A 21868-nucleotide genomic window follows, 5' to 3' on the forward strand; every position below is an offset into this window, starting at 1 on the left:
ACAAGGTAGCGGATGAGATCCGGCCAACAGCCCGGTTTCCGCAGGTCAAGGCATAAGTCAGGGTTCGTTCAGTGCGGCGGCGAAGGTCGCGGCGGTGCTGTTCCGCCCGGAGAGGACCACCACGAGACGCCCCGTGACCTGGACCTTTCCGGCGAGGACTGCGGCGGCTCCGGCCGCGCCCCCGCCCTCGGCGACGAGGCCGTGCTCGCGGAAGAGCCAGCGCATCGCCGTCCGGATCTGGTCATCGGTGACGGACGTCAGCTCGGCGTGCCGTCCGATGACCGCGGGGGTGACGCAGCCGGGTTCGAGGTTGCCGGGCAGCGCGTCGGCGATCGAGTCGCCGACCTCGACCTCGACGACCCGTCCGGCCGCCACCGAGGCGGACACCCCGCGCGACACGGCCGACTCCACACCCACGAGCCGCACGTCCGCGCGCTCGCGCGCCCACAGCACGAGCCCGGCGAGGAACCCGCCGCCGCCGACCGGCACGACGACCGTCAGCGGCCCCTCCACCTGCCGGTCGAGCTCCCGCCCGAGCGTGCCCTGCCCCGCGATGACCGCGGGGTCGTTGTAGGGCGAGACGTAGTGGCCGGGAAGGGAGAGCGCGTGCGCCTCGGCCTCGTCGTAGGTCGTCCCGTGCTCGACGAGCCGCACCGGATACGCGCCGATCTTCTCGACCTTCGCCCGCGACGCCCGCGTCGACACGACGACGGTGACGTCCGCGCCGGACTCGGCCGCAGCGTGGCCCATGCCGAGACCGTGGTTGCCCGCGCTCGCCGTGACGGCCGCGACGCCCTCCGGCAGCGCCGCCACGGCCGCGAGCGCGCCGCGGACCTTGAACGCCCCGGTCGGCTGGAAGGTCTCCAGCTTCAGCATCGCGCCCGGTCCGAGGCCGGGCGACGGCACCAGCGGCGTCGGCGCGAGCCGCGCGGACACGACACGCCAGGCGCGGTCGAGGTCGTCCGTGCCGGGCACCCGCACGGCGCGCACGGTCACCCGCGCCTCTCCGGCGGCGTCCCGCCGGCCCGCTCGTGCAGCCGCTGCCGGATCTCGTCCGGCGTGTAGGCCCGGCGGCGCCGCTCGGCCCGGACGATCACGGCCCCGCCGGCGGCGACCCCGAGAACCCCGGCCAGCCCGAGCGCCTTCCACAACCTCGGCGTTTTCCTCCATCGCATCCGGCTACGGTATCGATCATGCCTGGCACGAGCATCTCCCTCGACGAGGCCGCCGAGCTGACCCGCACCGGGGACGTGTGGCTGTTCCGCGGCCGGACGGTCGCGGACCGCGCCATCCAGATGACGACGAACAGCCCCGTCAACCATGTCGGGATGTCGCTGGTCATCGACGACCTGCCGCCGCTGATGTGGCACGCCGAGCTGGGCCGGTCGCTGCGGGACATGTGGACGGGCGGGCACCACCGCGGCGCGCAGCTGCACGACCTGCGCGAGGCCGTCCTGGCGTGGGGGAACCGCTACGGGCAGCGGGCGTGGCTGCGGCAGCTCGAACCGCCGCCGTCCAGGGCGATGGAGGACGCGGCGCTGCGGGCGGTGGCGCGGCTGGACGGCACCCCGTTCCCGTCGACGTCCCGGCTGGCGACGCGGTGGCTGCGCGGCCGGGTGCCGATCCGCCGCCCGGCGGAGCGGGAGGCGGATCTGGAGACGGCGTTCTGCGCGGAGATCGTCGCGGTGACGTACCAGTCGATGGGGCTGCTGCCGAAGGGCCGCCGCCCGAACTGGTTCGACCCGGGCCGGTTCTGGAGCGGTGACGATCTGGGCCTGGAGACGGGCGCCGTCCTCGGCGGCGAGATCGCCGTCAGCCTCCCCCTGTCCTGACGCCGCTCGACCTGACGCCGCTCGACCTGACGCCGCTCGACCTGACGTCGCCGCGGTCCTTCAGGGATCGCGGGTGGAGGCGGCGGCGGAAGCGGCGGAGGCGTCCGGCGCGGGCGGTGACGAGGCGGCCGAGCGCGTCGGTGTGTTGCCAGGCCCGGTCGGCGGCGTCCGGTCCGGACTGGGATCCGGCGAAGCGGCTGCGGTTGACGAGGTCGGCGAGCGGGCCGAGGTGCCCGTGGGCGTCGCCGCCGACGCTGGACGCGCCGAACCGCGCGACCTCGTGTGCCGTCAGCGTCCGGGCCGTGGACAGGCCGACGTCCGCGAGGTGGTCGAGCGCCTGGTGCCAGGCGCCGGTGATGCGGGCGGCGGGCGTTCCCGTCCGGCGGCGGCGCTTGCGCAGGGCGGGGGCGAGCAGGACGGCGAACACGTATCCGATGAGCAGGACGGCCAGCGCGATCGACGCGAACACCCACCACGGCGTGGGCTCGCTGTCAGCGACAGCGGTTTTCTCAGGGCCCTTCTGCGTCGTGTTGCCCGGCCCCGGGCCGCGCTGCTGCGAGGCGGCGTTCTTCTGGGCCTGCTCCAGTTTCTGCTCCGTCTCCCCGGCCGCGACCGCGTCGTTCTTGTTGGAGCGGCGCGCGTTGTCGGGGAGCGGGTTGAAGCGGATCCAGCCGAGACGGTCGAACTTGACCTCGGGCCACGCCATCACGTCCCCGGAACGCACCTGGACGGTGTCGCCCACACGGTTGCCGCCGTCAAAGCCCACCACGACACGGGACGGCAGGCCGAGCGTCCGGGCGAGCAGCGCGTAGGACGTCGCGAAATGCTCGGGCGTGCCGCGCCTGCCTTCGCCCAGGAAATAGTCGAGCTGCCGGTAGCTGTGGCCTGGCGGCGCGGTCACGTCGTACCTGGCGTATCGCTTGAGGTAGTCGGCGAGCATCGCGGCCTTCTGGATCGGCGACACCGCGCCCCGGGTCGCCGCGTCCGCGAACGTGCGGAACTCGGTGACCTGGACGGGCGGCTCCTTCGCGCCCGGCCCCCACGGCAGCTCCAGCGCGGCCTTCGCCTCGGGATCGGTGGCGATGGCGGCGCCGGCGAGGTCGTCGGCCGTCCATTCGGGCACGACGGACTCGACCCGGTACGCCTGGCCGGGGCGCAGCGGCTCCGCGGCGGCGAGCGCGCCGCTCCCGGGGTCGACGACGACCGGGAGCCCGTCGACCTGGCGGGGACGGTCCGCGGCGGGCACCCACACGCCGGGCAGGTCGCGGATCGTGATCCGCTGCGCGACCTCGTGCTTCTTCGCCGGCCGCGGCCCCTCCGGCACGCGCCGCCCGGTCGGGACGAACCGGGCCGTGGACGACCACGTCACGCCGTCGAACCTGTCGAGGACGGCCAGCCGCGCGATCTCGCTGCGCGGCGCCTGGACGGTGAACATGACCTGGTCGGGGCTCAGCAGCCAGCCGCCGACGCGGTCGAGCGGGCTGACGCCGTCGCGCTGCTGCGGCGGCGGGGCCTGCACCTGCTCGCGCGGGTTGTACGGTTCGGCGCTCACCGGGACGACCGGCCCGGCCGCGAACGCCAGCCCGCCGAGCGCGGCGGCGGCCGGTACGCCGATGGCGAGCGGCCGCCACGCGACCCGCGCCCCCGCCATGTCCGCGCGGACGAGGGCCAGCACGGCGATGAGCACGACGGTCGCGGCGGCGAGCGGCACGTTGGAGCCGGGGCCGTCCACGCCGAGCAGGAGCGCGACCGCCCACACGGCGAGGGCGGGCAGGCACGGGGCGGCGCGCAGCGAGGTCCGTAGCGCGAGCTCGGCGGACGCGAACGCGGCCAGCCAGACGACCACGTTCACCAGGACGAGCAGCTCGGGCTTGGCCGGTGCGGGCAGCAGCGTGGTCAGGATCGACTTCCACGAGCTGAGCACGCCTTCGCGGAGGGCCTGCGGGAGCGTCCCGCCGCTGAGGGCCGGGCGCAGGACGGTGACCGCGACCGTGCCCGCCCACGCGACCACGGTCAGCACCAGCGAGATCCACAGCGGCCAAGGCCCGTTCTTGCGCGGGCCGGAGAGCAGGGCGCACAGCAGGGTCGGGACGGTCGCGGCGACGGCCACGACCGGCAGCACGGGACCGAAGCCGAAGACCCGCTGGAACGACAGCCCGGCCACCGCGACCAGGCAGGCCGTGACGGCGAGCGACACGTACCTCGTCACCGGACGCTCCCCAGCCGCCGCCACGACTCCGCCAGCCCGTCCAGGTCGCCGAAGTCGATCAGGTGGACGCCGGGCGGCGCGGACGCCGGCTCCGGCGGCCGGACCCGCAGCACCACGACCCGGTCGAACCGGCTCCGCACGGCGGCGATCCGCCCCAGCTCCGCCGCGCCGGACGTGACGACGACGAGCGACCCGCCCGCGCGCACACGGCGCACCGCGTCAACGGTCGACTGCGGGCCTTCCCGCGTCGTGACCGAGGTGAGCCGGTCGAGGACGACCTCCATGTCGCCGGGCCCGCCCCGCGTGTCGGCGAGCGGCCCGTTGCCGGTGAGGATCCGGACCGGGAAGTTCGCCGCCGCGGCGCCCGCCGCGACCGAGGCCGCGGCGTCCACGGCGAGCTCGAAGTCGTCCGGCTCGGGCCACGACTCCGGCCGCGCCTCCAGCACGACCGTCGTCGTGGGCAGGCTCGCGTCCACGAGCTGGCGGACCATGAGGGTGCCCGTCCGCGCCGACGACTTCCAGTGGATGTGGCGCATCTCGTCGCCGATCACGTACTCGCGCAGCGCGTGGAAGGTCGCCGTCCCGGCCGGGGACCTGTCGCTCGTCGGGCCCTCCAGGTGGTGCGCGCGGCCGGACGGCAGCAGCGGCAGCCGCACCGTCCGCGGCCGGACGAGCAGGATCTGCGGCGCCCCGTACTCGCGGACCCGGCGGGCGAGCCGCAGCGGGTCGGCCCGGACCAGCCGCAGCGGCCCGACCGGGATCTCGCCGCGCCGCTCCGTGGGCAGCCGGTAGGTCACCGACCGCGTGCCGCCGGCGCGCAGCCGCGGGACGTCCACGGCGACGGACGTCGACCCGGCCGCGTCGTGCGCGCTGAGACCCCGCGTGCCGCGCCCCTTGTTCGTCACGTGCAGGACGCCCACGGCCGGTTCACCGCGCTCCACCTTCAGCGGCGCGATCTCCCGGCGGACGTCGAGCTTAGGCTGCGGCAGCGTCCACAGCGCCGCGGCCCCCACCGCGGCGAGCCCGGCCACCGCGAGCATCGCGGGCTCGGGGTAGCCGAGCCACCAGCCCGCCGCGTACAGCGGCGCCGACACGGCCGCCGTCCCCCATCCGAGCGGCGTCAGCACCTCACACCCCAGCGGCCTGCGGTGTCGGCACGTTCTGCAGGGCCTCGGCGACGATGTCCGCGCCGGCGCGCCCGCGCAGCTCCGCCTCCGGCGTCACGATCAGCCGGTGCGCGATCACCGGGACGGCGAGCGCCTTCACGTCCTCCGGGACGATGTAGGACCGCCCGGCCGCCGCCGCCCGCACCCGCGCCGCGCGCAGCAGCGCGATGCTGGCCCGCGGGCTCGCACCGAGCCGCAGGTCGGGATGGTCGCGGGTCACCGCGACGACCCGCACCACGTAGTCGTAGAGCGGCGGCGCGACGTGCAGCCGCTGCGCGAAGTCGATCATGCGGGCGAGGTCCTCGCGGCCCATCACCGGCGGCATCTGGTCGAGCATCGGGCCGGTCGGCGTGCCCGCGAGCAGCGCAACCTCGGCCTGGTGGTCGGGGTAGCCCATGGAGATCCGCATCAGGAACCGGTCGAGCTGCGCCTCCGGGAGCGGGTAGGTGCCGTCCATGTCGACCGGGTTCTGCGTGGCGATCACCATGAACGGGCGCGGCACCGGATGCGGCGTGCCTTCGACCGTCACCCGGCGCTCCTCCATGACCTCCAGCAGCGCCGACTGCGTCTTCGGCGAGCCGCGGTTGATCTCGTCCGCCACGGCGAGGTTCGCGAAGATCGGCCCGGCGTGGAACTCGAACGCGTTCGTCCCCTGGTTGAAGATCGACACGCCGGTGATGTCGCTGGGCAGCAGGTCGGGCGTGAACTGGATCCGCGCCCACTTCGCCTCCACCGACGCCGAGATCGCCCGCGCGAGCGTCGTCTTGCCGACACCCGGGACGTCCTCGACGAGGAGGTGCCCCTCGGAGAGCAGGCAGACCAGCGCCAGCTCCACCTTCTCCCGCTTGCCGCGCACGACCCGCTCGACGTTGCCCGCCAGCGCCGCGAACATCTGCGCGAACCGCCCGGCCAGGGCGTCCGCGTCCATCCCCGCGATCTCCGACATCAGACGCACCCCCAGAGGGTTGAGGAGAAGGTCCCCGAGTTCGAGCCGGGGGTGGCCACGTACAGGTCGCTCACCCAGCGCACCTTGCCGTCGTATTCGATCTTGTCCCAGATGGCGCTCTTCCGGCTGCTGTCGTCGGTGTCGGTGACCTGGTCGCCCTGCTGCTGGCAGATCACCTTCACCGAGCCGGTGAAGCCCTGCGGGAACTCGCCGTCCTGCGCGTAACCGGTGCCCGGTCCGGAGCGCAGATTGGTCGTGGTGCTGTTGTTGTGGTGCCCGTTGTAGTTCCTCGGGACCGGGGCGAGGTTCGCGGTGCCGCTCACCGCCGTGGACGAGCCGGCGCCGTTGCGGGCGGTCACCGTGATCGTGTAGGTCCGTCCGTTGGTGAGGCCCCTGACCTGGTACGAGGTGTTCTTGCCGCTGCCGGAGCCGCCCGGCCAGGCGATGTCGTAGGTGACGTCGTAGCCGGACGACCTGGCCCAGGTCAGGTCGGCGCCGTGGTTGACGGCCTCGGCCGTCAGCGACCTCGGCGGGCCCGGGGCGGTGCAGGCGGTGGCGCCGACCTCGCCGGACTCGCTGTGGGCGGGCCTGCCGTCCTTGCCCCTGTACTCGGCCGCGACCTTGTAGATGTGGGTGGTGGTGTCGCAGGCCAGGCCGCCGACCTTGAACGTCCCGCCGGGGCTGTTCGCCGGGAACTCGGCCGGGCTCGCACCCGCGACCGGACTGCCCGACCGGTCCAGGAGGACGAACCTCGTCACCGGGTACACGCCCTGCGGCTGCGCGGCCGGGGTGAAGCGCACGTTGATCGAGCCGTTGTCGCCGGACGCGGCGGGCGTCGGCGGGTCGGGCGCGCTCGGGTCCCGCTTCGGCGGCGGGGTGCCCTGCGGCGGCACGGCGTTGGAGCCGCCGCGGCCGCCGCCGGAGCCGTTGCGGTTGCCCTGCCCGTTGCCCGGGTTCTGCTGGACGGGCAGTGGCCGCCGTGCCCCGCCCGGGACCTTGTCGTCGTACTTCCTGATGCGCTTGACGCCGCCGTTGGAGTCGAACGCGAACGCGACCGCGCCGTTGGGATCGTTCACCCAGAGCATGTGGTCGCGGACGAGCATCTCGATCGTCCCGCCGGGACGGGTCGCCACGAGCGGCCGCTCCCAGGCGTTGCGGTCGGTGTTGAAGACCAGCAGCCGCCCGGACGTCCGGTCGGGCAGGTAGACGCGGGGGCCGAGCACGTGCGGCGGCTCGAAGGCGTGGTCGGGCACGCGCAGCGCGACCGACTCGACGCGTCCGACACCGGTGTCCAGCAGGTACAGCGCGCCGCCCGCGCCGAGCATGGGCACGACCTGCCCGTCGGCGACGGCCGGGACCTTCACCCCGTGCCGCGCCTTGGCGACGGGCGCGGGCAGGTTGACCCGCTGCGTACCCTCGGGCCGGACGATCAGCGCCGTCGCGGACGTGCTGTCGACGATCACGGGCCGTCCGGCGGCGATCGTCAGCGCGAGCCGGTCGCCGGGCTTCCCCGCGGCGACGGGTGCGCCCTTGCCGCCGTCCCGGAACGGGACGACCTCGCCCGTCTGCGGGACGGGCACCCACAGCGCCCCGTCGGCGTCGATGCCCGCCTGCCCGAGCGGCGCGGTGAGCGTCGTGGCCGGGCCGATCGGCGTGAGGTTCAGCGGGTCGATCCGCTGGACCGCGCCCCTGACCGCGTCGACCGTGTACGCGGCCCCGGCCCCGGCGACGACCTGGAGGCCGGGCCCGCCGACCGGGCGGCTGCCCGTGATCTTGAGCTGGGACGGGTCGAGCCGGCTGACGACACCGGTGTCCAGGTCCACCAGCAGGACCGTCGTGCCGTCCTGGACGACCTTGATGTTGTGGCCGCGCATCTGCGGCACCACGGCCGCCTTGCCGTCGACCTTGCCCGCCAGCCCGTTGGCGTGCACGACCATGCCCTTGGCGCTCGCGCTGAGCCACGCCCCGACGTCGGCGAGCTTGTACCGCGCGCTGGCCGTGCCGACCCCGTACACGAGCGCGCTCACGCACAGGATTCCGACGAGCCCGGCCGTGATCTGGCCGGTCAGGCGGTCTCGCCGGAAATGCCGGAAGAATCCGCGTCGGCCTGCGGCCGGCGCGGAGGAACTGTCCCCGTTCAACCCCGTCACCCTCTCATCGCGCCGTGCTCGAACCCCCGACCACGGCGCGAAGGGCACCATAACGGTAAAGCGGGGCATGCCGGGGCGGGATCGCCGAAGATCCCGGCTGGTGATCGCCCGTGACATCGCGGGTTACGGGCGGATCCGCATGATATTGATCACATTCGCCCGCCATGGGCGGGCTCCGCCACATCCGGACCGCGGTGATCCGAACGCGAACGTTATCCGTGACGTCCTAAGGTTGGGCATCGCGACGACGACTTCCGGGGTGGACGTGGACGACGGCATCAGCATCGGCGACCTGTGGGACCGCGTGACGGGCACGCAGCCCGACCCCCCGTTGTGGCTGGTCGCCCTCGTCGCGCTCGTGGCGCTCGGGGCGGTCGTGCACGGGCCCACGTGGCGGGTCGCGCGGAACACGGTGACGATCGCGCACGAGGGCGGGCACGCGCTCGTCGCCCTGCTCACCGGCCGGAAGCTGGACGGCATCAAGCTGCATTCCGACACCTCCGGCGTGACGGTCTCGCGCGGCAAGCCGCACGGCCCCGGGATGATCTTCACGGCGCTGGCGGGGTACGTCACGCCGCCGCTGCTCGGCCTGTTCTTCGCGCTGCTCCTCGCGGGCGGCCGCATCACGCTGATGCTGTGGTTCTCGCTGGCGCTGCTCGCGGGGATGCTCATCATGATCCGCAACGCCTACGGCGTGCTGTCGGTGGTGGCGACCGGGGCGATCATCTTCGCGGTGTCGTGGCTGGGCAGCGCCGAGGTGCAGGCCGGGTTCGCCTATCTGGCGGCCTGGTTCCTGCTGCTCGCGGCCACCCGCCCGGTGATCGAGCTGCAGCGGATGCGCAGCCACCGGATGGCGCCGAGCTCGGACGCCGACCAGCTCGCGAACCTGACCGGCGTCCCGGGCCTGGCGTGGGTGGGCCTGTTCGGCGCGACCGCGCTGCTCGCGCTGGTGACCGGAGGCGCCCTCCTCGTCCCGGACGGCCTGTCCCTGCCCGACGTCTCCCTCCCGTCCGCGCCCTGATCCGGAAGCGCCGCGGTTTACCGGTGTGGACTGTCTCTGGGCGCCGATAGTTTCGACGGTGTGAGCGATCGATGGGACCGGGAGCAGGTGCTCGGCCTCGCGCCCGACGCGCCGTCCGCGAAGGCGGCGGGCGGCGTCGCCAAGCCCGGCAAGTGGGCCGGGACGGGTTGTGACGCCGAGGCCGTGTGGGGCGAGTGCCAGGGCAGCGGCAAGTCCGCCTACCGCGCGTGCGTCGACCTGACCGAGCCCGCGTTCCGCTGCTCGTGCCCGAGCCGGAAGTTCCCGTGCAAGCACGCCCTGGGGCTGCTTCTCCTCTGGGCGGAGGGGGCGGTCGGCACCGGGCCCCGCCCGGGCTGGACGGCCGAGTGGATCGAGGAGCGGCGCGAGCGCGCGGGCAAGGCTGCGGAGCGGCGGACGGCGTCAGCCGCCAAGACCCGCGACCCGAAGACGGTGGAGCGGCGGGAGCGGCGCGTCGACGACGGGCTCGCCGAGCTCGACCAGTGGCTGCGCGACCAGGTCGCGCACGGTCTCGCGCAGGCGGAGAAGGCGTCCTACCGGGTGTGGGACGACGCGGCCCGGCGCCTCGTCGACGCGCAGGCGGGCTCCCTCGCGGGGCAGGTCAGAGGCCTCGCTGCGATCCCCCGGCAGCCCGGCTGGCCCGACCGTCTCCTGGAGGAGTACGCGCTGCTGCGGCTGCTGGTGCGGGCCTACGAGCGGCGGGACGAGCTGCCGGAGGGGCTGCGGGCGACCGTCCGGTCGCGGGTGGGGTTCACCGTCCCGCAGGAGGAAGTGCTGTCGGACGGCGAGCGCGTCCGGGACGAGTGGTGCGTGACAGGTTCGCGCGACACCGCGCAAGAGCTCCTGACGACGCGGCGGGTGTGGCTGCTGGGGCGGCGGACGCGGCGTCCGGCGCTCGTGTTGTCCTTCGCCGCACCGGGCACGTCTCTGGACGCGTCGCTCATCGTGGGCACGGAGATCGACGCCGAGCTGGCCTTCTACCCGGGCACGCCGCCGCTGCGGGCCCTGGTAGCCGAACGGCACGGGTCGGTGGCGCCGGGCAGGCCGGCCGGGACGTCCGTGCAGGGTTTCCTGGACGGCTACGCCGCCGCGGTCGCGCGCGATCCGTGGCTCGACCGCTGGCCCGCGACGCTGGAGGACGTCCGTTTGGCCCGCACGGCCGGGGGCGACCTGGCCGTGGTCGACGGTGCCGGGGACGCGCTGCCGCTCCGGCTGGGCGACCCGTGGCGCCTGCTGGCGCTGTCGGGCGGCGGGCCGGTCACGATGGCAGGCGAGTGGAGCCCGCGCGGCCTGCGCCCGCTGGCCGCATGGCACGACGACGAGGGGACGGTGATCCTGTGACCGCGTGGAACGAGCACGTCACGGCCGCACTGCTCGGCACGGAGCGCCGCGACCCGCCCGCTCTGCCCGGCGCGCCCGCCACGGGCGACAGGCCGGGGCGGCTGCTCGACCAGGCGGCGGTGCTGGCCGTCCGGCGCCGCGCGGGCCGGGTCCCGGCGGTGGAGGCGCCCGTGCCGGTGGCGCTCGCCCCGGTGGAGGACGTCCCGGTGGTGCCGGGCCCGGCGGCGGCGCGGCTGCGGCGGATCCTGGGCGGCGAGCAGATCCGGGTGCTGCCCGAATGGCTGGACGCGGCGGCCGGGCGCGGCCTCCGGGTGCCCGCGCAATCGCTGCCCGACCTGCTGGAACGCGGGCGCGGCGACCGGGTGCTGCGGCCGTCGATCGCGCGGGCGGCCGGGCGGCGCGGGGTGTGGCTGGCCCTGCAGAACACCGACTGGGCGTACCTGGTCGGCTCCGGTGACGATCCCGGCGGCGGCCCCGAGGTGTGGGAGACGGGAACGCGCAACCGCCGCGTCGCCTACCTGACCATGCTCCGCGGCACCGATCCCGGGAAGGCGCGCGAGCTGCTGCGCGAGACGTGGGCCACCGAGCCCGCCCCCGATCGGGCGGCGTTCCTCGCCACGTTCGCGCACGGGCTGTCCCTGGACGACGAGGAGTTCCTCGAATCGGCGCTGGAAGATCGTGGCAAGGACGTCCGGCAGTACGCGTCCGACCTGCTGGCCCGCATGCCCGGGTCCGCGTACGGGGAGCGGATGGCGGCGCGGGCCCGCGCCTGCCTCACCGCCGAACAGCGGGTCGCGCGCGGGCGCAGGCAGACCTGGGTCCGCGTCGAGCCGCCGGAGGCCCACGGCGATGACCTGGCGCGCGACGGCGTCCCGTTCCATCCGAGCGGGTCGTTCGCGCCGCGCGGCGGGGGCGCGCCGGTGGGCACGCGGGCGGCGTGGCTGCGCGAGATCCTCGCCCGCACGCCCCTGTCCACCTGGACGGAGCTGTTCGCGCTGCCGCCGATGGAGATCGTGTGCCTCCCCATAGGCGTTGCCGGGGGGTCTGGGGGGTCGTCCCCCCAGGATGACCGGGAGTCGGACGGGCGGGACGTCCACATCGGGTGGGCCCGCGCCGCGCTCGGCCAGCACGACGCGGAATGGGCGCGGGCGCTGCTCAAGGGCGGCGTCATGGTCGACGAGCCGGAGGCGCTCGCCGACCTGCTGTCCGTCCTGCCGGAGGCGGAGCGCGACGCGGCCGCGGCCGACCTGATCCGGTGGGTGGAGGGGCAGCCCGACATGCTGCGGGTGCTGGAGCGCGTCCCCGGGCCGTGGACGGGCGCGCTCGCGTCGGCGGTCGTCGCGACCCTCGCCGCCGCCACGGAACGGCACACCCGGCGCGACGAGCATCTGATCACGCAGCTGTGCCGGCTCGCCGACCAGCGGCTCGACCCCGCCGCCGCGTCGCGCCTGGAACTTCTGGAACCGGCGGTCCCGCGGGCCGTCACCGAACTGATCGCGACGCTGCGTTTCCGCGACGAGATGCTGAAGGAGCTCAACCAGTGACCGAAGAGAATTCACCGGGGGGTCTGGGGGGTCGTCCCCCCAGGGAGGCGGGCGCCGTTCTGCGGCCTCATGCCGAGCAGGAGTACGCCGGGGAGCTGGCGCGGCTGGCCGAGCACGACGACCGGGCCCGCCCGCCCGGCTGGCGGCTGTCGCCGTGGGCCGTCACCACGTACCTGCTGGGCGGCGAGCTGCCCGACGGCACCGCGATCAGCCCGAAGTACGTGGGGCCGCGCCGGCTGATGGAGGTCGCGGTCGCGACGCTCGCCACCGACCGGGCGCTGCTGCTGCTCGGCGTGCCCGGAACGGCCAAGACGTGGGTGTCGGAGCATCTCGCGGCCGCCGTCAGCGGCGACTCGACGCTGCTCGTCCAGGGGACGGCGGGCACGGCGGAGGAGGCCGTCCGGTACGGGTGGAACTACGCGCGCCTCCTCGCCGAGGGCCCTTCGGAGAAGGCGCTGGTGGAGAGCCCGGTGATGCGGGCGATGCGCACCGGGACGGTCGCCCGCGTCGAGGAGCTGACCCGGATGCCCTCCGACGTCCAGGACAGCCTGATCACCGTCCTGTCGGAGAAGACGCTGCCCGTCCCCGAGCTGAACACCGAGGTGCAGGCCCGCAAGGGCTTCACGGTGATCGCGACGGCGAACGACCGCGACCGGGGCGTGAACGAGCTGTCCAGCGCGCTGCGCCGCCGGTTCAACACGGTCGTGCTGCCGCTGCCCGAGTCCACCGAGGAGGAGGTCGGCATCGTGGCGCGGCGCGTCGACCAGATCGGCGCGGGCCTGGAGCTGCCCGAGTCCCCGGCGGGGCTGGAGGAGATCCGCCGCGTCGTGACCGTGTTCCGCGAGCTGCGCTCCGGGATCACCAGCGACGGGCGGACCAAGCTCAAGTCGCCCAGCGCGACGCTCAGCACCGCCGAGGCCATCTCGGTGATCACCAGCGGGCTGGCGCTGGCCGCGCACTTCGGCGACGGCGTGCTGCGCGCGGCCGACGTCGCGGGCGGGATCGTCGGCGCCGTCGTGCAGGACCCGGTGTCCGACCGGGTGGTGTGGCAGGAGTACCTGGAGGCCGTCGTGCGGGACCGTCCGGAATGGCGGGACTTCTACCGCGCCTGCCGGGAGGTGTCTTGAGCCACGTCGAGGTCTACGGGATCCGGCACCACGGGCCCGGCTCGGCGCGGGCGCTGCGCGGCGCCCTGGAGGAGTTCAAGCCGGACGCGGTGCTGATCGAGGGCCCGCCGGAGGCCGACCCGATCGTGGAGCTGGCGGGCGATCCCGGCATGGTCCCGCCGGTCGCGCTGCTCGCCTACTCCCCGGCCCCCGCGTCCGCGTCCGGCGACGGCGACGGCGACCGGAAGGCGGCGTTCTGGCCGTTCGCCGAGTTCAGCCCGGAATGGCAGGCGATCCGGTACGCGCTCGGCGCGGGCGTCCCGGTGCGCTTCTGCGACCTTCCGGCGGCGCACCAGCTCGTCCCCGCCGAGGACGAGAAGGAGGAGGAGAGCGACGAGGGCGAGGAGGCGGCGGAGGGGATCCGGCTCGACCCGCTCGGCTGGCTGGCGAAGGCCGCCGGATACGACGACGCCGAGCGCTGGTGGGACGACGTCGTCGAGCATCGCGGCGGCGGGGACGTGCCCGAGGTGGCGCCGTTCCCCGCGATCGCGGAGGCCATGACGGAGCTGCGCGAGCAGCTCGCCGCGCTGCCGGAGAAGCCCGCCGGGCTGCCGCCGGGGCATCTGCGGCGCGAGGAGCAGCGCGAGGCCCACATGCGGCGGACGCTGCGCCGCACGCTCAAGGAGGGGCACGAGCGGGTCGCGGTGGTCTGCGGCGCGTGGCACGTCCCGGCGCTGCGGGCGAAGGTCCCGGCGGCGCACGACGACCGGACGCTCCGCGGCCTGCCGAAAGCCAAGATCGCGATGACGTGGGTGCCGTGGACGCACGGGCGGCTCGCCGGCCGCTCCGGCTACGGCGCCGGTGTCCGGTCCCCCGGCTGGTACCACCATCTGTTCACCGCGCGGGACCGCCCGATCGAGCGGTGGCTGACCGCCGCCGCCCGGGTCCTGCGCGACGAAGACCTGCACGTGTCGTCCGCGCACGTGATCGAGGCCGTCCGGCTCGCCGAGGCGCTCGCCGCGCTGCGCGGCCGTCCGCTCGCCGGGCTGGACGAGGTGACCGAGGCGACGCGGGCGGTGCTGTGCGAGGGCGCCGACCTGCCCGTCGAGCTGATCCAGCGGCGGATGGTCGTCGGGGAGCGGCTCGGCGGCGTCCCGGAGCGGACGCCGATGGTGCCGCTCCAGCGCGATCTGCAGGCCGAGCAGCGGCGGCTGCGGCTCAAGCCGTCCGCGCTCGGCAAGGAGCAGGACCTCGACCTGCGCAAGCCCACCGATCTCGAACGCAGCCGCCTGCTGCACCGGCTCCGGCTCCTGGACATCGACTGGGGCGTTCCGTCCGACACCGGCCGCTCCAAGGGCACGTTCAAGGAGACGTGGACGCTCGCCTGGCACCCCGAGTTCGAGGTCGAGCTGATCGAGGCGAGCGCGTGGGGCACGACCGTCCGCGGCGCGACGACCGCGCGGGCCAAGGCCCTCGCCGCGCACGCGACCGCGCTCTCCGACCTCACCTCGGTGGCCGAGCGGTGCCTGCTCGCCGACCTCGGCGACGCGCTGCCCACCGTGATGCGGGCGCTCGCCGACCGCGCCGCCGTCGACACCGACGTCGCGCACCTGATGTCCGCGATGCCGGCGCTGGTCCGCGCGCTGCGGTACGGCGACGTGCGCGGCACGTCCACGGGGCCGCTGCGCACGGTCGTGGACGGGCTCGTCGTCCGCGTCTGCGTCGGCCTGCCGCCCGCGATCACCGGCCTGGACGACGACGCCGCCGGCGAGTTCCTCGGCCATATCGACGACGTGCACAGCGCGCTGTCGCTGCTCGCCGACGACGACCACATCGAACGCTGGCGCCGCACGCTGGAGGGGCTCGTCGCCCGTCCCGACACCCTGCACGGCCTGATCGAGGGCCGTCTCACCCGCCTCCTCCTCGACGCGGGCCGCCTGCACGACGTCCCCCACCGGATGGCGCGGGCCGTGTCCACGGGCGTCCCGCCCGCGCGCGCCGCCGCCTGGGTCGAGGGGTTCCTGTCCGGCGGCGCGCTGCTGCTCATGCACGACGAGACCCTCCTGCGCCTCGTCGACGGCTGGATCTCCGGGCTCCCCGACGACTCCTTCACCGACGTGCTGCCGCTGCTGCGCCGCACGTTCGGCGCCTACGCGTCAGCCGAACGCCGCACCATCGGCGAGCAGCTGCGGCGCCTCGACCACGCGCCCGCGACCTCGTCCCAGCCCGCCGAGGACGATGTGGACGAGACCCGCGCCGCCCCCGCGACCACCACGACGCTGCAGATCCTTGGATGGGACCGATGAGCGAGAACGATGGCGAGCGGCTGCGGCGGTGGCGGCTGGTGCTCGGCGGCGAGAAGGCCGACGGGACGGGCGTCTCGCTCGCCGGCGACGACGTCCGGATCGACGGCGCGCTGGAGAAGCTCTACGGCGCGGGCGATGACGAGGGCCGGCCCCGGCCGGGGCGGCGCAGCGCCGGGCTCGGCGATTCCGCGCCGTCGGTGGCGCGGTGGCTCGGCGACATCCGCACCTACTTCCCGTCCAGCGTCGTGCAGGTCATGCAGAAGGACGCGATCGAGCGCCTCGACCTGACCCGGCTGCTGCTGGAGCCGGAGATGCTCGACGCCGTCGAACCGGACGTCCACCTGGTCGGGACGCTGCTGTCGCTGAACAAGGTGCTGCCCGACCGGGCCCGCGAGTCCGCCCGCGCGGTGGTGCGGAAGGTCGTCCACGATCTGGAGCGGCGGCTCGCGCAGAAGACGCGGTCGGCGATCGGCGGCGCGCTGGACCGGTCGGCGCGGGTGCTGCGGCCGAGGCGGCTCGCCGACGTCGACTGGGACCGGACGATCCGCGCCAACCTGCGGAACTACCTGCCCGAGCACGGGACGCTCGTCCCGGAGCGGCTGATCGGGTACGGGCGGCGGCAGCAGGCCGTGAAGCGGGACGTCGTCCTCGCGATCGACCAGAGCGGGTCGATGGCGGCGTCGGTGGTGTACGCGAGCGTGTTCGGCGCGGTGCTGGCGTCGATGCGGTCGCTGCGGACGTCCCTCGTCGTGTTCGACACCAACGTCGTCGACCTGACCCACCAGCTGCACGACCCGGTGGAGGTGCTGTTCGGCACCCAGCTCGGCGGCGGCACCGACATCAACCGGGCCGTCGCGTACTGCCAGAGCCTCGTGACGCGCCCGAACGACACGATCCTCGTGCTGATCAGCGACCTGTACGAGGGCGGGATCCGGGACGAGCTGCTGCGGCGGGTCGCGGCGCTGACGGCGGCGGGCGTGCAGGTCGTCGTGCTGCTCGCGCTGTCGGACGAGGGCGCGCCCGCCTACGACCACGAGAACGCGGCGGCGCTGGCGGCGCTGGGCGTCCCGGCGTTCGCGTGCACGCCGGACGCGTTCCCCGAGCTGATGGCCGCCGCGATCGAGCGCCGCGACCTGAAGGAGTGGTCGGAGCGGCGACCCGCGTCAGCGGGGTGACCGGGACAGGCCGCGCGCCAGCAGGATCACGACGACGGCGGTCAGCACGGCGTGCCCGGCCAGCGCGGACGGCTGGATCTGCACGAGCGCGCCCCACGCGCCCCACATCGCGACGCGGGCGACGCGCGCGGCCATCACCGTCCACGCGGCGGGGCGGCTGCCGCGCCAGGCGAGGATCACCGCGATCAGCGTGACCACGGCCACCACGGCGAACGACGAGGCGACGACCGGCAGCAGCGCGCCGCGGCCGCCCGCGGTGAGGGACGGCCGGGCGATCAGGATGGCGAGCGCGGCGACGTCCAGCGCGGCGAGCAGCGCGGCGAGGACCAGCCCCGCGCCGAGCGCAGGACCGCGCCGCAGCGGCCGGTACGGCTCGGGCGGCCGGTCGTACGGAACCGGCTGCGGCCACGCCTGTTCCCGCGGCTCCGGCGCGGCGTGGTCATGGCCGGACCGGGCGGCGTCGGGCGTTGGTTGACGGATCGTCGCCGGGTCGGTGTCACGCGACGTCTCCCCGCCCGGCGCGGGCGAAGGCTCGGGCGGGGGCGCGGGACGGGTGGCGGCGGGGCCGGGCAGGCCCCTGCGGGCGGTGCTCGCGCGGCCATGCCGCTCGTGCTCGCCGAGGAGCCACATCAGGACGTCCTCGGACGCCGGGCGGGCCTTCGGGTCCTTGGCTAGGCAGGCGCCGGCGACCTCGGCGAGCGGCCCGGGCAGGGCGCTCAGGTCGGGCGTCTCGTTCATGATCCGGTTCATGACGGCGGGCAGCGGGCCGCCGGCGAAGGGATCGCGGCCGGTGGCGGCGAACAGCAGCGTGCCCGCCCAGGCGAACAGGTCGGTGGCCGGGACGACGCGTCCGGTGAACTGCTCGGGCGCCATGTAGGCGGGGGTGCCGACGACCTGGCTGACCTGGGTGGCGTTGGTGTCGAACGCGCGGGCGATGCCGAAGTCGATCACGCGCGGGCCGTCCGGGCCCATCAGGACGTTCTGCGGCTTGAGGTCGCGGTGCACGACGTTCGCGCGGTGGATCGCGGTCAGCGCGGTCACCGAGCTGATCGCGAGGCGTTCGAGGTCGGCGCCGGCGCGCGGGCCCTCCTCCTGGACGAGCAGCCGCAGCGACCGTCCGGGCACGTACTCGCTGACGATGTAGGGGCGGTCGCCCGCCGTGTCGGCGTCGAGCATCTGCGCGGTGCAGAACCCGGCGACGCGCTGCAGGAGGGCCAGCTCGCGGACGAACCGCTCCCGGGCGCCCGCGTTGCTCAGCAGCTGCGCGTGCAGCAGTTTCACCGCCACGCGTTCCGGTCTCTCCCGGGGGGCGTGGGGGGACGTCCCCCCGCCGGGAACAGGCCCTGGAGCGCCTTCGGCGGGGCGGCCGAGGTAGACCACGCCCTGGCCGCCGGTGCCGATCCGGCCGAGCAGCTCCCAGCCGCCGAGCCGGGTCGGATCGGTGGTGCTGAGGGGAATCGGGCTCGCCATTCACAACCCCCGTCACGTCCCCCCGATACCGGCCAGGGCGGCTGGGGGAAAATTTGAGCATTTGCCGGGCACAAAACCGCCCCGCCCGGCATCAAAGAGTATAGGTTCGGCACGCCCGAAGCGGGAGAGGAAGCATGCTAGTGATCCATTCGCTAATTGGCCGGTACCGGGTTTCCGCCGTGCCGGTCGCGGGGGCGGTGGCCGCCTTCGCGCTGGCGGCGGGCACGCTGTCCGGATGCGGGGACGCGGGCGCGACCATCACCCGGCTGACCGTCGGGACGCCCGGCCCCGATCCGTACACGCTGGCGTCCAACACCGACCGGACGGACGTGAAGGAGCGGCCGCGCGCGGGCGGGACGAAGGACGGCGACTCCCCCGGCCTGTACGGCGGGACGCGCCAGGCGTCGACCTGCGACCAGCAGAAGCTCGTCGCGTTCTTGCAGGCCAACCCGGACAAGGCGCGGGCGTGGGCGCAGGTGCAGGGCATTCCGGCCGACGACATCCCGCGGTATGTGTCGCGGCTGACCCCGGTGCTGCTGCGGACCGACACGCTCGTCACGAACCACGGCTTCAAGGACGGGAAGGCGGTCAGCGGGCCCGCCGTCCTCCAGGCCGGAATGGGCGTTTTGATCAATGGTTACGGAGTGCCCACAGTTAAGTGCAATTGTGGCAATCCCTTGACCCGCCCGAAGGAAAAGATCTCCACCCGGAACGCGTCCTACACTGGCCGGTCCTGGCCGGGATTCGAGAAGCGGAATGTGACCGACATCCGGCCGCGGGATTCCCGGAAGGGGACGATCGTCACCTTCGTCCTCGTCGACCCGGAGGGCACGATGGGCTTCCAGCGGCCCCGCGCCACCGAGGGCGAGGCGGACGGGCCGCCGATCGCGCTGCCGTCCACGGAGACCGAGGTCCCGGCGAGCGATTCGCCGGCACCGTCCGACTCCGGGCTGGACTCGCCCGGTATCGAGTCGCCGGGCACCGAATCGCCCGGCGTCGAGCCGACCGGGACGGAGTCGCCCGGCACCGGCGAGACCCCCTCGCCGGGGATCACGCCTGGTGACCCGGGCACCGGCGGCGACCCCGGTCCCGGCACGCCGCCGGAGGGCGGCGGCACGGGCGGGATGGCGCCGCCCGCCGGGCCGCAGGGCCCGATCTCGCTGCCGCCGTCGCGGGGGCCGGAGCCGGAGCCGGCGGTCTCATGATCGGGTGTAGTCTGCTCATATGAGCAGCCCGTCAGAGGTCGCTCCGCCGATCGCCGTCCCCGGCTCCGGGGCCGAGTCCTGCGCCGTCCGCGTGGTCGACGCCGCGAAGGTCGCCGACGTCACCGCCGCCCTGCCGGGCACGGAGACGATCAACGAGCTGGCGCAGGTCTTCGGGCTGCTGTCCGACCCCGGACGGCTGCGAGTGATCATCGCGCTGCTGGAGGGCGGCGAGATGTGCGTCTGCGACATCGCCGCGTCCTGCGGGCATTCGGAGTCGGCGGTCTCGCACGCGCTGCGGCTGCTGCGCGCCAACCGCGTCGTCCGCGCCCGGCGGTCCGGGCGGATGGCCTACTACCGGCTGGACGACTCGCACGTCCGGATGCTGCTCGACCTCGCCCTCGCCCACATCGGGCACGGCGCGCAGAGCGAACCATCATGATCGGCAGCAGGGCGGCCGGACCGGCGAAGCAGAAACACGGCCATGGTCATGGGCATGGCCACGGGCACGGGCACGGTGTTTCCGCGAACGCCGACCGGCGGCTGCTCGGCGGCGCGCTGGCGCTGATCGTCGTCTACATGGCGGGCGAGGTCGCGATCGGCGTGATCGCCAGTTCGCTGGCGCTGATCACCGACGCCGCGCACATGATGACCGACGCGTTCGCGATCGCGCTGGCGCTGGTCGCGATGCGGATCGCCGCGCGCCCGCCGCGGGGCGGCTTCACCTACGGGCTGCGCCGCGCCGAGATCCTCTCCGCGCAGCTGAACGGGCTGACGCTGATCCTGCTCACCGTCTACTTCCTGTACGAGGGCATCCGGCGGCTCGTCGAGCCGCACGACGTCGCGGGCCAGTTCGTGTTCTGGACGGCCCTGGCCGGCATCGCCGTCAACGTCGCCGCCACCCTGCTGATCAGCCGCGCCGACCGGCGCAGCCTGAACGTCGAGGGCGCGTTCCAGCACATCCTCAACGACCTGTTCGCGTTCATCTCCACCGCGGTCGCCGGGCTCGTCGTGTGGACGACCGGCTTCGACCGCGCGGACGCGATCGCCTCGCTGGTCGTCGCGGCGCTGATGCTGAAGGCCGGGTACGGGCTGCTGCGGGACGCGGGCCGCGTGCTGATGGAGGCCGCGCCCGCCGGGCTCGACCCGTCCGAGCTCGGCACCCGGCTCGCCGCGCGGCCCTGCGTGGAGGAGGTGCACGACCTGCACGTGTGGGAGGTCAGCTCCGGCTACCCGGCGCTGTCGGCGCACGTGCTCGTCGACACCAAGGGCGACTGCCACGCCGTCCGGCGCGACCTGCAAGAACTCCTCCGCGACGCCTACGGGATCACGCATTCGACGCTGGAGGTCGACCATGTGGCCGACCCGTCCGGCGGCGGGCACGGCCACTGCGACGACCCGCACGGCCCCCGCCACGTCGTGGACCCCGGCGAGCCGCACGAGCACGCCGGCGGCGCGCCCTGCGAGCACTGATCACCGGTCGGCGCGGCCGAGGAACGCGGCGGGGCCGTGCCAGCAGACGGCGCGCAGCCAGTCGTCGCCGAGACCGAGCGCGGCGAGCGACTCCAGCTGGTGCGCGTACGCGTAGGGGATGTTGGGGAAGTCGGTGCCGAACAGGACGCGTCCGGCGAGACCGAGGTCGCGCAGGCGGGGCAGCAGCGCGTCCGGGTACGGGGCCAGCGCGGCGAACCGCGTGAAGATCATCGTCGTGTCGAGGTGGACGCGGTCGTACCGGTCGGCGAGGGCCGCGAAGCCCTCGAATTCCGGCGCGCCGAGGTGCGCGATGACGGCGGTGAGGCGCGGGTGCCGGGCGAGGACCTCGCCGAACGGCCCGGGCCCGGTGTAGCCGTTGGCGACGGGCCCCGAACCGGCGTGGACGAGCCCGGGCACGCCCGCGTCGGCGAGCATCCCCCACACCGGGTCGAGCTCCTTGGCGCGCGGGTCGAACCCGCCGACCTGGAGGTGGACCTTGAAGATGCGGGCGCCGTCGTCGAGGGCCCGGCGCACGTAGTCTTCGACGCCGGGCTCGGGGAAGAACGTGGCCGTCTGGACGCATTCGGGGACGCGCGCCGCGAACCCGGCGGCCCATCCGTTCAGCGACTCCGCCATCCCGGGACGGTGCGGGTACACCAGCGAGGTGAACGCGCGGACGCCGAGGCCGCGCAGGAACGCCAGCCGCTCCTCCTCGGAGTCGCGGTACCGGATGGGCCATTCGGTACCGATCAGCGGCCCGGCCTCGTCGAAGTAGCTCCAGACGGCGCTCATCAGCCGCTGCGGCATGAAATGGACGTGGACGTCGATGATGCCGGGCAGCCCGAGGGCCCGCCAGAACGCCGGGACGTCCTGGTCGGAACGAGGTTCGGTCACGTCCCCGACCCTAGC

The 21868-nt window shown here is 74.6% G+C and carries 18 protein-coding genes; 10 read left to right on the plus strand and 8 right to left on the minus strand.

What is annotated here, in order from left to right; all coding sequences use genetic code 11:
- Positions 1-57: 57 nt before the first annotated feature.
- Together ACH34S_RS16365 and ACH34S_RS16370 are read right to left on the minus strand one after the other, a co-directional pair.
- Entirely contained in the window at positions 58-996 is a 939-nt protein-coding gene (locus ACH34S_RS16365; protein WP_395953496.1) for a threonine/serine dehydratase, read from the minus strand.
- Positions 993-1175, minus strand: a complete 183-nt coding sequence (locus tag ACH34S_RS16370; RefSeq protein ID WP_395953497.1) for a hypothetical protein — start codon at positions 1173-1175, stop codon at positions 993-995. The genes ACH34S_RS16365 and ACH34S_RS16370 overlap by 4 nt, the downstream gene beginning before the upstream one ends.
- Positions 1176-1193: 18 nt before the next feature.
- On the opposite strand from ACH34S_RS16370, the gene ACH34S_RS16375 reads away from it, so the two are divergent.
- Entirely contained in the window at positions 1194-1832 is a 639-nt protein-coding gene (locus ACH34S_RS16375; RefSeq protein WP_395953498.1) for a hypothetical protein, read from the plus strand.
- On the opposite strand, the gene ACH34S_RS16380 is transcribed toward ACH34S_RS16375, so the two are convergent.
- Genes ACH34S_RS16380 through ACH34S_RS16395 form a run of 4 tightly spaced genes read right to left on the minus strand, consistent with a single transcriptional unit; the run spans position 1813 to position 8180 of the window.
- Positions 1813-4041 carry a DUF3488 and transglutaminase-like domain-containing protein gene (locus tag ACH34S_RS16380; RefSeq protein ID WP_395953499.1) on the minus strand — a complete coding sequence of 743 codons (2229 nt, stop codon included), beginning with the start codon at positions 4039-4041 and terminating at the stop codon, positions 1813-1815. The genes ACH34S_RS16375 and ACH34S_RS16380 overlap by 20 nt on opposite strands.
- Positions 4038-5168 carry a DUF58 domain-containing protein gene (locus tag ACH34S_RS16385; RefSeq protein WP_395953500.1) on the minus strand — a complete coding sequence of 377 codons (1131 nt, stop codon included), beginning with the start codon at positions 5166-5168 and terminating at the stop codon, positions 4038-4040. The genes ACH34S_RS16380 and ACH34S_RS16385 overlap by 4 nt, the downstream gene beginning before the upstream one ends.
- A 1-nt stretch (position 5169) precedes the next feature.
- Complete coding sequence (locus ACH34S_RS16390; RefSeq protein WP_395953501.1) at positions 5170-6153, minus strand: AAA family ATPase; 984 nt, start codon at positions 6151-6153, stop codon at positions 5170-5172.
- Positions 6153-8180: a fibronectin type III domain-containing protein gene (locus ACH34S_RS16395; RefSeq protein ID WP_395953502.1), complete on the minus strand. Its 2028-nt coding sequence runs from the start codon at positions 8178-8180 to the stop codon at positions 6153-6155. The genes ACH34S_RS16390 and ACH34S_RS16395 overlap by 1 nt, the downstream gene beginning before the upstream one ends.
- A gap of 355 nt (positions 8181-8535) precedes the next feature.
- On the opposite strand from ACH34S_RS16395, the gene ACH34S_RS16400 reads away from it, so the two are divergent.
- Genes ACH34S_RS16400 through ACH34S_RS16425 form a run of 6 tightly spaced genes read left to right on the plus strand, consistent with a single transcriptional unit; the run spans position 8536 to position 16814 of the window.
- A complete protein-coding gene (locus tag ACH34S_RS16400) occupies positions 8536-9324 on the plus strand; it encodes a M50 family metallopeptidase (RefSeq protein ID WP_395953503.1) in 789 nt (262 codons plus the stop codon).
- Between the two features lie 60 nt (positions 9325-9384).
- Complete coding sequence (locus tag ACH34S_RS16405) at positions 9385-10683, plus strand: SWIM zinc finger family protein (protein WP_395953504.1); 1299 nt, start codon at positions 9385-9387, stop codon at positions 10681-10683.
- Positions 10680-12227 (plus strand): DUF5691 domain-containing protein, encoded by a 1548-nt coding sequence (locus ACH34S_RS16410; RefSeq protein WP_395953505.1) that lies wholly within the window; start codon positions 10680-10682, stop codon positions 12225-12227. Before ACH34S_RS16405 ends, ACH34S_RS16410 begins: the two co-directional genes overlap by 4 nt.
- Positions 12224-13354 carry an AAA family ATPase gene (locus ACH34S_RS16415; protein ID WP_395953506.1) on the plus strand — a complete coding sequence of 377 codons (1131 nt, stop codon included), beginning with the start codon at positions 12224-12226 and terminating at the stop codon, positions 13352-13354. Before ACH34S_RS16410 ends, ACH34S_RS16415 begins: the two co-directional genes overlap by 4 nt.
- Positions 13315-15639, plus strand: coding sequence for a DUF5682 family protein (locus ACH34S_RS16420; RefSeq protein WP_395953507.1), 2325 nt, complete (start codon positions 13315-13317; stop codon positions 15637-15639). Before ACH34S_RS16415 ends, ACH34S_RS16420 begins: the two co-directional genes overlap by 40 nt.
- A complete protein-coding gene (locus tag ACH34S_RS16425) occupies positions 15636-16814 on the plus strand; it encodes a VWA domain-containing protein (protein WP_395953508.1) in 1179 nt (392 codons plus the stop codon). Before ACH34S_RS16420 ends, ACH34S_RS16425 begins: the two co-directional genes overlap by 4 nt.
- On the opposite strand, the gene ACH34S_RS16430 is transcribed toward ACH34S_RS16425, so the two are convergent.
- Positions 16803-18284 (minus strand): serine/threonine-protein kinase, encoded by a 1482-nt coding sequence (locus tag ACH34S_RS16430; protein WP_395953509.1) that lies wholly within the window; start codon positions 18282-18284, stop codon positions 16803-16805. The two genes, ACH34S_RS16425 and ACH34S_RS16430, sit on opposite strands and share 12 nt — an antisense overlap.
- A gap of 179 nt (positions 18285-18463) precedes the next feature.
- Here ACH34S_RS16430 and ACH34S_RS16435 point away from each other — a divergent pair, with 179 nt between their 5' ends.
- Genes ACH34S_RS16435 through ACH34S_RS16445 form a run of 3 tightly spaced genes read left to right on the plus strand, consistent with a single transcriptional unit; the run spans position 18464 to position 20959 of the window.
- Positions 18464-19489, plus strand: a complete 1026-nt coding sequence (locus tag ACH34S_RS16435) for a DUF6777 domain-containing protein (protein WP_395953510.1) — start codon at positions 18464-18466, stop codon at positions 19487-19489.
- 19 nt (positions 19490-19508) lie between these two features.
- Complete coding sequence (locus ACH34S_RS16440; RefSeq protein WP_395953511.1) at positions 19509-19928, plus strand: ArsR/SmtB family transcription factor; 420 nt, start codon at positions 19509-19511, stop codon at positions 19926-19928.
- Positions 19925-20959, plus strand: coding sequence for a cation diffusion facilitator family transporter (locus ACH34S_RS16445; RefSeq protein WP_395953512.1), 1035 nt, complete (start codon positions 19925-19927; stop codon positions 20957-20959). Before ACH34S_RS16440 ends, ACH34S_RS16445 begins: the two co-directional genes overlap by 4 nt.
- Here the strand turns inward: ACH34S_RS16445 and ACH34S_RS16450 are convergent, their stop codons facing one another.
- On the minus strand, positions 20960-21853 hold the full coding sequence (locus tag ACH34S_RS16450; RefSeq protein WP_395953513.1) for an amidohydrolase family protein: 894 nt from the start codon (positions 21851-21853) through the stop codon (positions 20960-20962).
- Positions 21854-21868: the final 15 nt, after the last annotated feature.

It is taken from the genome of Actinomadura sp. 3N508, assembly GCF_044326375.1.
Lineage (GTDB): Bacteria > Actinomycetota > Actinomycetes > Streptosporangiales > Streptosporangiaceae > Spirillospora.